Source organism: Nocardia sp. NPDC050408 (genome assembly GCF_044458905.1).
Classification (GTDB): Bacteria; Actinomycetota; Actinomycetes; order Mycobacteriales; family Mycobacteriaceae; genus Nocardia.
Genome location: NZ_JBITIL010000014.1, coordinates 130032 through 142842, shown reverse-complemented (window position 1 = coordinate 142842; position 12811 = coordinate 130032). Strand labels below are relative to the sequence as shown.

13 protein-coding genes are annotated in these 12811 nt (G+C 64.6%); 8 read left to right on the top strand and 5 right to left on the bottom strand.

The window, feature by feature from the left end:
- Positions 1-28: 28 nt before the first annotated feature.
- The 4 genes from ACIBJI_RS31040 to ACIBJI_RS31025 form a co-directional block, all read right to left on the bottom strand.
- Positions 29-910, bottom strand: coding sequence for an RNA polymerase sigma-70 factor (locus ACIBJI_RS31040; protein ID WP_396955559.1), 882 nt, complete (start codon positions 908-910; stop codon positions 29-31).
- Between the two features lie 173 nt (positions 911-1083).
- The gene (locus ACIBJI_RS31035; protein ID WP_364348068.1) at positions 1084-1956 is read right to left on the bottom strand and encodes a TIGR03619 family F420-dependent LLM class oxidoreductase; all 873 of its coding nucleotides are present in this window, start codon (positions 1954-1956) and stop codon (positions 1084-1086) included.
- 1 nt (position 1957) lies between these two features.
- Positions 1958-2113 carry a hypothetical protein gene (locus ACIBJI_RS31030; RefSeq protein ID WP_364348071.1) on the bottom strand — a complete coding sequence of 52 codons (156 nt, stop codon included), beginning with the start codon at positions 2111-2113 and terminating at the stop codon, positions 1958-1960.
- Positions 2104-2610, bottom strand: a complete 507-nt coding sequence (locus ACIBJI_RS31025) for a VOC family protein (protein WP_364348074.1) — start codon at positions 2608-2610, stop codon at positions 2104-2106. Before ACIBJI_RS31025 ends, ACIBJI_RS31030 begins: the two co-directional genes overlap by 10 nt.
- A gap of 111 nt (positions 2611-2721) precedes the next feature.
- Here ACIBJI_RS31025 and ACIBJI_RS31020 point away from each other — a divergent pair, with 111 nt between their 5' ends.
- The 8 genes from ACIBJI_RS31020 (at position 2722) to ACIBJI_RS30985 (ending at position 11909) form a co-directional block, all read left to right on the top strand.
- Complete coding sequence (locus tag ACIBJI_RS31020; protein ID WP_396955561.1) at positions 2722-3357, top strand: TetR family transcriptional regulator; 636 nt, start codon at positions 2722-2724, stop codon at positions 3355-3357.
- 300 nt (positions 3358-3657) lie between these two features.
- A complete protein-coding gene (locus ACIBJI_RS31015; protein WP_397086940.1) occupies positions 3658-4902 on the top strand; it encodes a hypothetical protein in 1245 nt (414 codons plus the stop codon).
- An 18-nt stretch (positions 4903-4920) separates the two neighbouring features.
- Positions 4921-5856 carry an AraC family transcriptional regulator gene (locus ACIBJI_RS31010; protein WP_364348083.1) on the top strand — a complete coding sequence of 312 codons (936 nt, stop codon included), beginning with the start codon at positions 4921-4923 and terminating at the stop codon, positions 5854-5856.
- A gap of 494 nt (positions 5857-6350) precedes the next feature.
- Positions 6351-9038 carry an ATP-binding cassette domain-containing protein gene (locus tag ACIBJI_RS31005; RefSeq protein ID WP_397086938.1) on the top strand — a complete coding sequence of 896 codons (2688 nt, stop codon included), beginning with the start codon at positions 6351-6353 and terminating at the stop codon, positions 9036-9038.
- Positions 9035-9811 (top strand): ABC transporter ATP-binding protein, encoded by a 777-nt coding sequence (locus tag ACIBJI_RS31000; protein WP_397086936.1) that lies wholly within the window; start codon positions 9035-9037, stop codon positions 9809-9811. Before ACIBJI_RS31005 ends, ACIBJI_RS31000 begins: the two co-directional genes overlap by 4 nt.
- A gap of 73 nt (positions 9812-9884) precedes the next feature.
- Positions 9885-11120 carry an ABC transporter substrate-binding protein gene (locus tag ACIBJI_RS30995; protein WP_397086934.1) on the top strand — a complete coding sequence of 412 codons (1236 nt, stop codon included), beginning with the start codon at positions 9885-9887 and terminating at the stop codon, positions 11118-11120.
- A 162-nt stretch (positions 11121-11282) separates the two neighbouring features.
- Positions 11283-11726, top strand: coding sequence for a hypothetical protein (locus tag ACIBJI_RS30990; RefSeq protein WP_397086932.1), 444 nt, complete (start codon positions 11283-11285; stop codon positions 11724-11726).
- 3 nt (positions 11727-11729) lie between these two features.
- Positions 11730-11909, top strand: a complete 180-nt coding sequence (locus ACIBJI_RS30985; RefSeq protein ID WP_397086930.1) for a hypothetical protein — start codon at positions 11730-11732, stop codon at positions 11907-11909.
- Positions 11910-12072: 163 nt separating this feature from the next.
- On the opposite strand, the gene ACIBJI_RS30980 is transcribed toward ACIBJI_RS30985, so the two are convergent.
- Entirely contained in the window at positions 12073-12798 is a 726-nt protein-coding gene (locus ACIBJI_RS30980; protein ID WP_397086929.1) for a TetR/AcrR family transcriptional regulator, read from the bottom strand.
- Positions 12799-12811: the final 13 nt, after the last annotated feature.

Genomic DNA, 12811 nt, shown 5'->3' with positions numbered 1-12811 from the left:
TGGGCAGGGCACATCGAGGCCCACGGACTCAGCGGCGCAAGGCGGTTTCCTGCTGCATATGCGACAACTTCTCGGGATTGCGAACGGAGTAGATGCCGGTGATCAGCCCGTCGTCGATGCGCACCGCCATGACCGTATCGAGCTCGCCGTCGAGCCGTATTACCAGCGCCGGATAGCCATTGACCTGGGCCGGTTGCAGCGACAAGGCAGTAATCCTGCCCGACAACGCGGCCAGTAGGCGGGCCACCTTGTCGGCTCCCGTGACGGGCCGCGGGAGGGCTTGTTTGATTCCGCCACCATCACCCAGGAGTACGACATCAGGCGCGAGAATATCGAACAGGCTCTGTATGTCGCCGGTTTCGACCGCCCGCTGGAATGCCGCGAGCACGTCTCGGCTCTGGGCCGCTGAAATCACCCCGCGAGGTCGGCGCGCCGCCACATGTGCGCGGGCACGATGGGCGATCTGGCGGACCGCGACCGGGGTTTTGTCGACGGCTTCGGCGATTTCGTCGTACGGCAGGTCGAACACCTCGCGCAGCACGAACACCGCGCGCTCGGTTGGTGCAAGTGTCTCCAGCACCAGCAGCATCGCCATCGAGACGTTCTCGGCGAGTTCGACATCGTCGGCGACGTCGGGTGTGGTGAGCAGCGGTTCGGGCAGCCAGGGGCCGATGTAGGTCTCTTTGCGGCGTCCGAGTGTGCGTAGTCGGTCGAGTGATTGGCGGGTGGTGATTCGGACCAGGTAGGCACGCTGGTCTTGCACGGTGTCGTGGTCGACGCCTGCCCACCGTAGCCAGGTTTCTTGCAGGACGTCTTCGGCGTCGGCGGCCGATCCGAGCATTTCGTACGCGACGGTGAAGAGCAGGTTGCGGTGGGTGACGAAGACTTCGGTGGCAGGATCCGCACTCACGACTGCGCCCCCGGCATCCGGAAGTGTGTGGTCACGGGTGGCTCCTGTCTGTTGGATCTCGACTGCGTCGCTCACCAGACGCCGGACCACCACATTCTGTGACACCAGGCGCTTGTGACGGGCATCGCCCCGGGGGTGTCACAAGGCTCGAGGCGTGGGGTACACAGGTGAGTTCAGCTCGTCTTCGCGATGACCTTCTCCGCGAACCGGGACAGGTGCGCGATTTTGGTGTCCAGCGATTCGGTATCGGGTTCGGTGGTGTACGGGTAGCGGAAGCCGACGATCACATCGGTGACACCCTTGTCCTCCAACCGCTTCACACCATCGACGGTGAACCCGTCCAGCGAGATGACGTGGATCTCGAAATCCTTGCGGGTGCCGTATTCGGCGCGCAGCACATCGAGTTTCGCGAGCAGCCGGTCCAGTTCGGCTGGATCGCCGCCTGCATGCATCCAGCCGTCGCCGCGCTGGGCGGCGCGTCGCAATGCCGGGCCACTGTGTCCGCCGATGAGGATCGGAATCGGTTCGGTCGGCACCGGGCTGATCTTGATGGGCGGCAGATCGTAGAACTGTCCGTGGTATTCGAAATAGCCGCCCGCGGTGAGCCCGCGCACGATATCGATGCACTCGTCCATGCGTGCACCGCGATGTTCGAACGGCACACCCATTATTTCGAAGTCATCGGGCCATGGGCTGATGCCGACGCCGAAGCCGAACCGGTTCCCGCTCAATGCCGCGATCGAGGCGGCCTGCTTGGCGACCAGCACCGGTGGGCGGATGGGCAACTTCACCACGAAGGGCGTCAGCCGCAGTGTCGTCGTGGCCGCCGCGATGGCCGCCGACAGCACGAAGGCCTCGATGAACGGCTTGTCCTCCAGGAACTCCCGATTGCCATCGGGGGTGTAGGGGTAGGTGGCGTCGGATTCCTTCGGATAGGCCACACTGTCGGCGATCGTCATCGACGTATACCCGGCAGCTTCCGCGGCCTGTGCCAGCGGAATATAGAAGCTCGGGTCCGTCATCGTCTCGGCATAGGTGAATCGCATCTCAATCGCCTTCCATACGTTCGGCGCTGTGCGCCCTGTTCGATGCGGCACCGCGCACGCTTCCGGCGATGCCGAATCCGACCACAATCACATCCGCGGTCGCGTCCCACTCGTCCGGTTCGGTAATCAGCTGGGGGAGTGCGGTTCCTAGGCCCATGGGTTCGAAAACCCCTCCGGGATCAGATAATCGAACATCGCTTTCATATCGGCTGACAGCCGCATGAGCTCGATGGCGGAACCGAGGGCGCCTCCGTCGAGATAAGCGAACTCCATCCCGATATCCTCGAACGCGCCGCGAGCGAGCACCTCGGCCCCGCTCGCCTTCGCCTCGGCCAAGGCCGCGTCATAGTCTTCGGCCACCCATGCGACGTGATGCAGTCCAGGCCCGACGCTGTTCAGATGTTCGGAATACAAACTGACCCCGGACTTGGGCTCGATCAACTCCAACTGCTGCCCGCCCGCATACCCCAATGCCACCGTGATCGTGTAATCGGCGGGCGCGCCACGCAATTCGCACAATTGCGGTCCGAAGTGCACGTCGGGGACGGTGAACCACTTCGCGACGCCGTATCGCTCGGTGAACTCCCGCTGCGCCGCCTCGATATCGCGCACCACCCAGCACAGCTGGAAGATCGGCCCGCGCGCGATGGTCATCGGATCACCTCTGGTCTGCTGCACGAAGGCGACCGCGCCTTCGTTCCGTACGGCCCCAATTAAGCATTTTCGCTTAACATCGTCAATACTTGGGTTTAGTACAGTGCTGACATGGCCACCGAGGATCCGCGTGCCGCACTGCTCGACGCGGGCGAACGACTCATCGCCGAACGCGGCGTTGACGTCCCGCTGCGCGATATCGCCGCGGCCGCGGGTCAGCGCAACAACTCCGCGGTGCACTACTACTTCGACTCCCGCAGCGGTTTGCTCGAGGCCATCGTCGACCGCCGCATGAACTGGCTCGAAGACCGCCGAATGGGACTGCTGGCCAGGTATGAGACCGAGGGAACCGCACATGAGATCCGCACACTGGTCGCGATGCTCGCCGCCCCCATCCTGGAACTCATCTACACCGCAGAGGTCACCCACTACGGCCGCTTCCTCGAGGTGGTGCGCGCCCACCCCGTGATCGCCGACGCTCGCCGCCTCGCCGGCGCCGACCGTGCCGCCGTCCGCATCATCGCCACCCGCCTGGATGCGGGCCTGCCGCAACTCCCGTCCCGTTGTCGCCGCCAGCGCCTGGAAACGATGGCGACCGTCATGTTCGCCCTGATCGCCGACTACGAACGCGCGCTCGAAGCAGGCGTGCGCACCGCGGACCCCGACAGCGACACCGCCGAGATCATCGACATGATCGTCGCAATGCTCACCGTGCCGGTGCGCGAAGCGACCTCAGGTGGTGCGTAGGATTTTCGACGTGCCGTCCAGCGTCTTGCCCGGGAAGACTGGACGCGGGCGGATCGCGGCATTCCCCGGCGCGAATACACACCCATTTACGCTGTGGGGCAGTGAATATACGTTCATCGGCACGGAATGTGTACTCGGCCGAGCAGCGAGCACCGGTAGCCGACACTGTTCCGGTAGGCGCCTGACGCCACGGTCGACCAACCACGGAGGTCCCATGAGGGAGCCAGCCCACCCGTTACCGGCATTGCGCAACCAGGATGCACAGCCCGCGTTGACTTCAGCGAAACCGATGATCTGACAATGAAATTCCCTTTCGACGAGCTGACCCCCAACCAGCTCTCGTTCGCCGAACGCGACGAACGATATCGCCAGCTGCACGACTGGTCCGAACCCACCTATCGACACAACTCCGGCTTGCGGATGGTGTGGCGCTACGACGACGTGCGGGAGTTGATGGAAGCGGCCAGCCCCGGCATCTCGAACGCGAAATCGCTGGAGCCCCTTGTCGGTTTCGGGCGCATCGCGGCCAATCCTCGCGCCGTCGGCCATCTCTGCCGGCATCTGCTCCCGCTGCCGGCGAAGGCGACCGCGGATCTCACCGACGACATCCTGCACAAACGGGTATGGGACACCTTGGCAGGCCCGGGGGGACATTTCACAGTGCCGAGGGCACAACGCCCGCAACGGATCAAGGACCTGACCGAGCATTTCCATCACGCGCTTGGCACCGAACGTGACGTGAGTGACCGGACGCTCGACGTGACGTCCCTGTCGATCGATTACGCGGCCCGGATCGTCAGCGCAGCGGTCGGCTTGCCGCCTGCGGACTGGCCGCATGTGGCGATATGGAGCGGTGCCCAGTCCGGGCTGCTGGGTCGGCGGATGCGCGGACGCGAATTGGCCGAGGCGGTCGGCGGCCTCGGTCGGCTGTTCACCGTGAGCGCCGACGCCATCGCATCCGGCGGACGGGATCGGACGGACGGATTGCCCGGCCGTCTGTGCGCTGCCCGCATACCCCGTCGAGTTGCCGTGTCCGCCGTGGCCAACTCACTGGCCGCAGGCGTACACACCGTCAGCGGCAGTATCCAGCAGGGCCTGCAGCGCCTGCTGAACAATCCGGACCGGCAGTGGTGGCACCTGCTCGCCGACGAGGCATCGACCGCGCACGTAGCGGCCAAGGTACTTCAGCTCGATCCGGGTCTGGTGGCTTGGAAGCGGCATGTCGTGGACTCGCTGACGCTGCGCAGCGGCACCGCGCTCTCGCCCGGGCCGGTTCTGGTGATGTGCGCCGCCGCCAACCGAGATCCGCGGGCCTTCCCGAACCCCTTGGACCTGCACGGTGCCGGCAAACTTCCGTTGACCTTCGGATTCGGTAAACACGTCTGCCCCGGCAAGCAATTGGCGCAGCTCGCAGTCGAGGTATTCCTGCGGGAATTGCACGCTCTCGCACCGGCCGCACGTCTGGTACCGGCGGGGCAGCGGACTCGAGCACGCCCGTCCGACTTGCTGTTCAGTGGCGCCGACATCGTCATTGTCACCGGCTGAACCGTTCGGGGTGTCGCAATGGAGTACTACGAGCTGGACATCGCGGATGTCGACGAATGGACCGAAACCTCCAACAGTTTCGTCCCGATGGATCATCGCTACCGCGAACCCGAGCGCTGGCAGGTGGCCATGACCGTGCAGCAGACGACCACGTACCGCCTGCTGCGCTGGGATCAGCCCGGCGACCGGCTGGCTTTCCGCACCCCGTCGAACATCCGTCGTGTTTCGGCCGAGGACTTCTACTGGGTAGTCGTCCCACAGCGGGGAGAATTCGCCGCGGCCGATGAGCACGGAGTCACTCGAATCTCACCGGGGCAGGCGGCGGTGCTGGCGCTGGATCGGCAGTGCCGGCTGCATATCCCCGGCTCGGTGGCCTACGGCTTCCAGGTACCACGCGCAGAGTTCGCGCGACCCGGCCTACGACAGCCGGTGCTCGACCTCGGCTCGGGTCTCGGCCGGATCGCCGCGGGCATGGTCCGTGATCTGCATGCCGAACGATCCGCGTTGACGAGCCGGGAGTTCAACGCGGTCGGTGACCGGATCGCCGAGCTGCTCTGCATGATGAGCGCGGGTGATACCGGACCGCAGCAGACTCATCTGACAGAGCTCGCCGAGACCGTCCGACAGCACGTGCGCCGACACATCGGAGTTGCCGACCTCCGGCTGCCCGAGGTGGCGCGGGCATTGGGCTGGTCGCCGCGACAGCTGCGCACCGCACTGCATCAGGCGGGCACCACGTATCGGGAAGTGCGCCAGGACGAAGCACTGCGAGCGGCTCGGACCATGCTCGAAAACCCCGACACGACAGCAACAATCGGAGAGGTTGCCGTGCGCAGCGGCTTCACCCTCACCTGGTTCTCCGCTGCATTCAAGGCACGATACGGTGAGACACCGCGAGAGTTTCGCAAACACCGGTTAGCCGAGTCGGTCCGGTCCACAACAACTCTCGGCTGAGTGCCACCGCAATAGTGAGCACTACCCGATCCATCTCGGCTTCGGTCATCGGAGCCATACCGCAGCCTGTGCTCAGGCCCCCGAATGGACAGCCTAGTACTGACCGGCCTGCGTCAGTGCCGTGACGACTCGTTACGCCTCGGGCTTCTCGTGGACGATACCGGCGTAGATCGGCACAGCAGTGGTCGGCGGTTCCAGTCGCCGACGCATGTCCGGGGCGTCGACGAGTGGCAGTACATCGGCGTCCGCAAGCGGAGTGTGAATTCCCTTCTAATGACCTGCATCGCTGCCCGGCTTTTTGTTTTTGCGCCGTCGAATTCTGTTGCGAGGCAGGAGCGGTGGGTTCCCGTGGCGAGGCATGCGTCAGCCGTCGACACTGACCTGGCACAGCTCGCCCAGCCGTTCGATCAGCAGCCGACCAGGTCAGGCAAGTCCGCGCCGGCACTTCCGCACGGTCGCGGTCGGTCGGAGATCAGCGAAAATTGGAGTACATCGTGGCAGATCTCTTGCCGTTCGTGATCGCCGGAATTGTATCCGGCTCGGTTTATGGGCTGGCCGCAACGGGTTTGGTGCTCACCTATAAGACGTCGGGAGTATTCAACTTCGCCCACGGCGCTATGGCCACCGTGTCGGCGTACGCGTTCTACACGTTGCACATCATCGATGGTGTCGTATGGCCGCTCGCCCTGGCGATTTGTGTGCTCGGGATCGGCCCGACCATGGGCATGGCACTGGAATTGCTGGCCCGCGTTGTAGACCGGGCGAGTTCGGAACTGCGGATCGCCGCGACGGTCGGCATTCTGCTGGTTGTCCAGGCGGGGGCGAGTCTGTACTACGGGCAGACGACGCCGCGGATCGTTCCGGTCTTCCTGCCCCAGGGCGGATTCGCCGCCTTCGGTGTCCGGGTGCAGTGGTCGGATGTATCAACGTTCGGCGTCGCGGTACTGGCGACCGTCGCGTTATCGGCCGCGCTGCGGTTCACCCGAGGTGGTATCGCGATGCGCGCGGTCGTCGGGAACGCGGCATTGCTGGATCTGGCCGGGACGAGCTCGGTGCGCACGCGACGATCGGCCTGGTGTGTCGGCACTGGTTTGGCATCGCTGTCCGGTGTGCTGTTCGCGCCGTTGATTCCGCTCGATCCCATGCAGTTGACGTTGCTGGTCGTCCAGGCTTTCGGGGCGGCGGCCATCGGCCGATTCACCAGTCTGCCTTGGAGTTTCGGCGGTGGACTGCTCATCGGGGTGCTCGCCGCGTTGGCTACGCACTACTTCACCACCGGGGTGGCCGCGGGAGTTCCCACCGCATTGCCGTTCTTGGCGTTGTTTCTCGTGCTGCTGATCATGCCACGCCGCTACCTGGTGGACCGGGACCGAGCGGTCCGGCGGATCCGGTCCGGTTGGACTGCGCCACCGGCGTTGCAATCCGCGGGGGCGGTCGTGGTGTTGGTGGTGCTCGCGCTGGTTCCGTCGTTCGCGGGCATCCATTTGACGGATTGGACTGTGGCGCTGGCGATGACGCTCGTCTTTCTGTCGCTCGGTCTGTTGGTCCGCACGTCCGGTCAAGTCTCGCTGTGCCACATGGCTTTCACCGCGATCGGAGCCTGCGCGTTCTCGCACCTGGCTGTCGATCGGCAGTGGCCGTGGCCGCTCGCGTTCATCGGCTGCGGACTGGTGGTCCTACCGATCGGTGCGGTGTTGTCGATTCCGGCTATTCGACTCAGCGGCCTGTATCTGGCGTTGGCGACCTTCGGATTCGGCGTCGTAGTTCAGATGATGTTCTACAGCGAGCCCTACATGTTCGGCACCAGTGGTCTGGGCCTGAAAATGCCGCGCCCCAGCGTATTCGGACTCGACTCCGACCCGTCGTTCTACCGTTTAGTGCTGGTGCTGGCCACGGTAGGCACGCTGATTGTGGTGGTGTTGGACAAGAGCAGGCTCGGACGATTGCTCCGGGGGCTGGCCGAATCGCCGACCGCGTTGCGGACCACTGGTGTCACAATCGAAGTCACCCGCGTTCTCGTCTTCTGCGTTTCGGCATTTCTTGCCGCATTGGGTGGCGCACTCGCCGGAATGGCCCAGACCACTGCCTCGGCGGCGAATTATCAGCCGCTGCTATCGGTTACTTATTTCGCGGTCATTGTCGTCGTGGTGGGCCGGGAGCCTTGGTATCCGCTGCTGGCCGCGGTGGCGTTGATCCTGGTGCCGTCCTATCTCCAAGTCGTGGGAATGTCGCTGTGGCTGCAGGTCCTGTTCGGCATTCTGGTGGTGCTGCGCGCCGCCACCGCGAGCCGACTCGAAGTTCCCGTGCCGATTCGATCCTGGCTGGACAACGCTTTTCGCCTGCACCGGTCCTCGGTGGTCTTCGCCGCGGAACCCGCCACCGAGCAGCCCGCAACGGTGCTGGACGTCCACGATCTTTCGGTTCGCTTCGGCGGCGTAGTGGCAGTCGACGGACTCTCGTTCGACGCGTGCACCGGGCGGATCACCGGACTCATCGGCCCAAACGGGGCAGGCAAGACCACGACCTTCGATGCCTGCACCGGTCTCGTCCAAGCCAACGCAGGCGAGGTGCGACTGCAGGACCTGGTGATCAGCCGAGCCTCGACCGCGCGCCGGGCGCGGCTGGGCATCGGGCGAACCTTTCAGCAGACCGAACTGTTCGACTCCCTTACTGTCGCCGAAAACGTCGCGATGGGCGCCGAAGGTCCACTCGCCGGTGCGAACCCGCTGGCCCAACTGGTCTCGGCGCACGGACAGGCCCGGCGGGTGCGCACCGCGACGGCCTCCGCGATGGCGTTGTGCGGTATCGAATCCATCGCGGATTCTCGCGTCGGTGCACTGTCCACCGGGCAACGAAGACTGGTCGAACTCGCCAGATGTCTTGCCGGGCCGTACCGGATCCTGTTGCTCGACGAGCCCAGTGCTGGCCTGGATCGCTCGGAGACCGTGCGCTTCGGACAGATTCTGCGGCAGGTCGTCGCCGCCCGTGGCGTCGGAATCGTTCTGGTAGAGCACGATATGTCGCTGGTGCTCGAGATCTGTGAGGAGATCTTCGTACTCGACTTCGGTCGCCTGATATTCCGGGGCTCACCCGCGCAGGTTCGCGCTTCGGTGGTAGTGCAGCACGCCTACCTCGGCGAGCCGGTCACCGACGACCGCGGGATCACGGAGCCCGTCGCATGACCGAGACCGCCTACGCGCTCGAATTGCGCTCGATCACCGCGGGATACGGCACCACGATCGTGCTCCACGACGTCGACCTCGCGGTTGCCCCCGGGTCGGTCGTGGCGCTGCTCGGGCCGAATGGCGCCGGAAAGTCGACGCTGCTGCGGGTGGCCTCCGGGCTACTTCCGGCCCGATCGGGGACGGTGTCGATAGGCGGGGCCGATCTGACCCGAGCTCGTCCTGTGCGTCGCGCCCGCGCGGGGCTGTGCCTGATCCCCGAAGGCCGAGGTGTATTCGCGGACTTGACGGTTCGGGAGAACCTGCGCCTCCTGACGCCGCCGTGGCGCCGAGGTAGCACCGACGACGTGCTCGATATCTTCCCCGCGCTGCGGGCGAAGCTCGATCAACGGGCCGGCTCGCTGTCCGGTGGCCAGCAGCAGATGCTGGCACTGGGGCGTGCCTGGCTGGCAGATCCATCGGTTGTGCTGCTCGACGAGGTGTCCATGGGCCTGGCTCCGCTCGTCGTGGACGAGATCTTCGCGGCGCTCGGCGAATTGCGTACTACCGGCTCGGCGATTGTCCTGGTCGAGCAGTACGTGGATCACGCCATGACGATGGCCGATCGCGTGGTGTTGCTCAGCCGCGGCACTGTCGCGTTCGCCGGGCCCGCCGTTGACATCGATCGAGCTGCCGTGCTGCAGAACTATCTCGGCATCGACAGCGGTCACACAGACTTGCCGGCGTCGCCGGCAGGACACCCACCCGGAACCGCGGCCGGGCGATGGGCGTAGCGAATCGAATGCTCGGTATCCGTACAGGAGTGGAGTAATGAGGAAAACAAGGTTTCTGTGGTGGGTCGCACCGGTGCTGGCGGCGGCGCTCGCGCTCTCGTCGTGTTCCGCCGACTCGACGAGCGGCGGGACCGAACCCGTTGGCCCGGTGAAGGTTTCCGACGGCGGGCTGAATGGCGATCCGATCCTCATCGGGTCGATTTGCAGCTGCACCGGCCCGGCCGCGGCGTCGGTGGGACACGCCAGCGACGTGCTACAGGCATGGGCGTCGTGGGTCAACGATCGTGGCGGAATCAATGGGCACCCGGTCAAGCTCGTCTCATACGACGACGAGCAGAATCCGACAACAGCGCTGGCCGTCGCGAAGAAACTGGTAGAACAGGACAGGGTGGTCGCAATCGTCGGCCAGACCAGCCTGGTCAGTTCGAGCTGGCAGAACTATGTCGACAGCAAGGGCATCCCGGTCATCGGCGGACAGCCGGTCGACGCCCCGTTCATCACCGACCCGAACTTCTTCGCCTCCGGAACCACGCTGCCGGTGTTGATGCTGGGTGAGGTAGCCCAGGCCAAGCAGGCGGGGGCGAAGACCCTCGGCGTCTACTATTGTGCCGAAATCCCGGTCTGCGAGCAGCTTCCACAGATGCTGAAACCAATGGCCGAACAGGCTGGTCTGGGATTCTCTGCGGAGAAAGTCGCGATTGCCGCGCCGAACTACATCGCTCCCTGTCTCGCATTCAAGGATAAGGGTGTCGACGCCGTATTCCCCGGCGTCTCCGTCGAGGCGATTTCGCGCATCGCGGCATCGTGCGCACAGCAAGGTTACAAACCGATTCAGGCTCCTACCGGCGTGAGCCTGCAGAGAGCGTGGGCCACGGACCCGAACTTCGAGGGCAGTATCTTCGCGGGCTCGAACGCGCTGTACACCGATGACTCGATTCCCGCCATCAAGGACTTCGGTGACGCCCTCGACAAATACATTCCCGGTCTTCGGGGCAGCGGGGACTTCAGCGCGCCGCTGCTGTGGCCCTGGGCAGGTGGGCAACTGTTCCTGGCGGCGGCCAAAGCAGCCAACCTCTCCCCGTCTTCGACGAGCGCGGATGCGATCAAGGGACTGCGCGCACTGCGCGAAGAGACCCTCGACGGTCTCGCTCCGCCGCTGACCTTCCCTGAAGGCCAACCGGGGTTCCCGCTGTGCTACTTCACCGGAAACACCAAAGGCGGAGTATTCCACTCTGCCAACGGTGGTAAGCCGACGTGCATCGACCAGGCAACTGCCGCTGCGCTGATGAAGGCACTTACGCCGTCATAGCCATCCGAACCCGTATTCGGCGAGGCGGTGGCGTTGGGCCGCCTCGCCGATGCATTTGAAACCCGTTGGGTTGATCGCCACCGCAGACATAAGGACAGGGCTGGCCATCGGTTCGCGCAACGGCTTGTCGATCTCCAGCGAGAAATCCTTCGGGGGTGGGCGATGTCCACCCCATGGGTGGCTATCGCCCACTGCACACGTAACCGAATCTATTCATGCAAGCCGAAGGAATCTCACACGAGGAAAGACACGCGTCCTTTGCATCTCATCGCTGTCATTGTGCTGACTGCAGTCATCGCCGGGCTCCTGCGTTGGTTGGTGATTCCGGAGCGGCGTCGCAGCCTCGCCTCTCGCCCGAACGGACCCGCTCCCTGTTACGTCCAGGTGTGTCCGATTCGGCTACGTGGCCCTTTTATCGCCCTCACCGCGCTCTGGGCTGCGCTGCTGATCACCGAGGTCGCAACTAATCCGGACGCGAGCAATGTGTTGCTTTATGTCTATTTGCTCGCGCTTGCCGCTTCGGCGGTGAACCTCACCGCGATCTACCTTCAATGGCGGTTCGCGGGTGGAGTTCTCGACCATTTTGCCCACCCTGTGGGTGGGTGAATGATGGCCGTGGTCATCGCCGCACAGCATCCGCCATCGGAATCGACCGCGCACGAGAGCAATTCACCAACGACGCCGCTCGCCGAGAGCGGCGTCCGGCTTTGGTCGGTGATGGAGAGGCGGCGCAATAACATGGCCGAATCCGATCCGCACCGCCAGTACAACGTCGCACATCGCCTCTGAATCGGCGCGGTGCGTCTCTGCGACTCAGGTGGCGACGCGCGGCCGCCCGGCCTGTTCGATTTTCTCTCGGCAACCAGGTATCCCGCGGTACTCGCGCCGACCACGAGCAGGGACAGGCTCGGAACGAGCGCGATCGCCAGAATCCGCGTCCGGACTCCGAGCCTTACTCTGAACATCGGCTCGAGATAGTACGGGCCGGGTCGAATTGATTGTCCTCTTTCCGTGGGGCGGAAACCGTCCGAAGCGGTACATCCGACAGACCGCCCCAGCAGAGTGTGACGGTGATTTCGACGGCTTGCTCCTTGGGTATGGGTCGATCGGCGTTCAGCCAGTAGCGCGAGGTGAACTGGCTGGCGCCGACAAGCCCGACCGCGAATGCCCACGCGCGTTGCGGACCGAGGCCGGAGTCTCGGATGAGTAGATCGTGCACCGCGCCGATGCAGGCTGCGTTGGCCTGCCCTACGCGCCACTGCACGGATGGCTCTGTCGGCACCTCCGACTCGAAGACCAGCCGGAATCCGGCGGGATCATCGTCGACGAAGTCGAAATAGGCATGCACCGCCGCGGATAGCCGCCCATGGTTGTCATCGGTCGAATGCAGGGCGTCGTGGACAGTGGACACGAGTCTGTCGAGATGCTGTTGCAATACCGCCAGATACAGCTCCAATTTGCTCGGAAAGTACTGGTACAGAGTGGGTTTGCTGATACCTGATCGCCGCGCGAGCTGATCCATGCTGGTGCCGTGGTAGCCGCGCGTCGCGAAAACTTCGCCGGCGCTTGCGACTATCTGACGGCTACGCGCGGCACGAGCCGATCTGGCCGCATGCGTCCGGGGCATCATCGGGTCGTTCGGCCCGTGCTGTGACATGCGGTCAGCAAGATCGGTCATGTGAGGCTCCCAT

What these genes read in the sequence shown, in the direction of transcription:
- ACIBJI_RS31035 (WP_364348068.1), bottom strand. Translation starts at nt 1,956, where the DNA reads ATGCGATTCACCTATGCCGAGACGATGACGGACCCGAGCTTCTATATT.
- ACIBJI_RS31030 (WP_364348071.1), bottom strand. Translation starts at nt 2,113, where the DNA reads ATGGGCCTAGGAACCGCACTCCCCCAGCTGATTACCGAACCGGACGAG.
- ACIBJI_RS31025 (WP_364348074.1), bottom strand. Translation starts at nt 2,610, where the DNA reads ATGACCATCGCGCGCGGGCCGATCTTCCAGCTGTGCTGGGTGGTGCGC.
- ACIBJI_RS31020 (WP_396955561.1), top strand. Translation starts at nt 2,722, where the DNA reads ATGGCCACCGAGGATCCGCGTGCCGCACTGCTCGACGCGGGCGAACGA.
- ACIBJI_RS31015 (WP_397086940.1), top strand. Translation starts at nt 3,658, where the DNA reads ATGAAATTCCCTTTCGACGAGCTGACCCCCAACCAGCTCTCGTTCGCC.
- ACIBJI_RS31010 (WP_364348083.1), top strand. Translation starts at nt 4,921, where the DNA reads ATGGAGTACTACGAGCTGGACATCGCGGATGTCGACGAATGGACCGAA.
- ACIBJI_RS31000 (WP_397086936.1), top strand. Translation starts at nt 9,035, where the DNA reads ATGACCGAGACCGCCTACGCGCTCGAATTGCGCTCGATCACCGCGGGA.
- ACIBJI_RS30990 (WP_397086932.1), top strand. Translation starts at nt 11,283, where the DNA reads ATGTCCACCCCATGGGTGGCTATCGCCCACTGCACACGTAACCGAATC.
- ACIBJI_RS30985 (WP_397086930.1), top strand. Translation starts at nt 11,730, where the DNA reads ATGGCCGTGGTCATCGCCGCACAGCATCCGCCATCGGAATCGACCGCG.
- ACIBJI_RS30980 (WP_397086929.1), bottom strand. Translation starts at nt 12,798, where the DNA reads ATGACCGATCTTGCTGACCGCATGTCACAGCACGGGCCGAACGACCCG.